This window comes from Ruegeria sp. D3 (assembly GCF_056534465.1).
Genome location: NZ_JBQFPK010000048.1, coordinates 1 through 1511 on the forward strand (window position 1 = coordinate 1; position 1511 = coordinate 1511).

The 1511-nt window shown below is 54.6% G+C and carries 1 protein-coding gene; it reads right to left on the reverse strand.

Annotated elements, in window-relative coordinates; translation table 11 throughout:
* Positions 1-74: 74 nt before the first annotated feature.
* Positions 75-1426 (reverse strand): IS3 family transposase gene (locus ACR0DX_RS22725; RefSeq protein WP_170332088.1). Its coding sequence is split into 2 segments (ribosomal slippage): positions 75-1090 and positions 1090-1426, totalling 1353 coding nucleotides; the frame shifts between segments, so codons are not numbered across the junction.
* Positions 1427-1511: the final 85 nt, after the last annotated feature.

Sequence of the window (1511 nt, forward strand, 5' to 3'; positions counted from 1 at the left end):
TGTCCGTTGTCAGGGATTTTGGGACAGATGGCTGCCTGAGCTAAGAGAGGATCTGGCGCATCTGGTTGGTTTGATTATGCGGCGGATTTGCGGTGAAGCAAGCGCCGGGTTTCGAGTGTCTTCCGTTTGATCCTTTCTCGTTGTTTCAGAATGGTGTGGCCGCGTCCGAAGTAGACATCAGCGGGCGTGAGGTTTTGTAAGCTTTCGTGGTAACGCCGGTGATTGTAGTGATCGACGAAAGCATCGATCTGCTGCTGGAGGTCACCGGGCAGATAGTAGTTTTCCAGCAAGATGCGGTTCTTCAAGGTCTGGTGCCAGCGCTCGATCTTGCCTTGGGTCTGTGGGTGATATGGCGCGCCTCGAACATGATCCATTTTCTGATCTTCCAGCCATTCTGCAAGCTCACCAGAGATGTAGCTGGACCCGTTGTCACTGAGCAGGCGTGGTTTGTGCCGCCCCGTTGCCTGATCACAGCCTGAGGCTTGCAAGGCGAGGTCCAGTGTGTTGGTCACATCCTCGGTCTTCATCGTCGTACAAAGCTTCCAGGCGATGATGTATCGGCTGTAATCGTCCAGGATCGTGCTGAGATAGAACCATCCCCAGCCGATCACCTTCAGATAGGTAAAGTCGGTCTGCCAGAGCTGGTTCGGCCGTGTCGTCTTGTCGTGGAACTCATCTGCTGCTGACAGAACCACATAGGCTGGGCTGGTGATCAGGTCGTAAGACTTGAGGATGCGATAGACCGAAGCCTCTGACACAAAGTACTTTTCTGTGTCGGTGAAGCGAACAGCTAACTCACGCGGGGAAAGCTCACTTTCCTTCAGTGCCAGGTCCTTGATCTTCTCACGCATTGGCTGCGGAATGCGGTTCCAGACCCGTGATGGCTTGGGACTACGATCCTCAAGCGCCTCAGGACCACCCGACAGATACCGGTCATACCAGCGATAGAAGGTGGTCTTCGGGATGCTCAGCTTATCCAATATGCGCTTGGTCGGGAGATGCGAACCTTCGACGAGGCGGATGATCTCCAGTTTTTCGGATGCGGGATACCTCATTCGTCGTCGCCCCCATCCGCGATCATGCTTTTTTTGAGCAACCGCAGTTCAAGAGCCTGTTCGGCAACCACTTCCTTCAGATCGCGTGCCTCGCGGCGCAGATCTTTGACCTCGGTCGATGTCGCTGCACGGGCCGTGTCGCCTGCCAGACGTTTCTTGCCGGCTTCAAGGAACTCCTTGGACCAACTGTAGTAGAGGCTCTGGGCAATGCCTTCACGGCGGCACAGCTCTGAAATACTGTCTTCGCCCTTCAGGCCGTCCAGCACAATCCTGATCTTCTCTTCTGCTGAATATTGCTTACGCGTGGCGCGGCGGATGTCTTTTACAACTTTCTCACCGTGGCTCTGCTTGGTTCCGGGTTTCTTTCTCATCTCCACTCCTTGGCGGTTACGATGAGCCAGAAACCCTCTCTTATCAAATCGACCTAAACTGTCCCATTGGCGCTGACGTCAGACA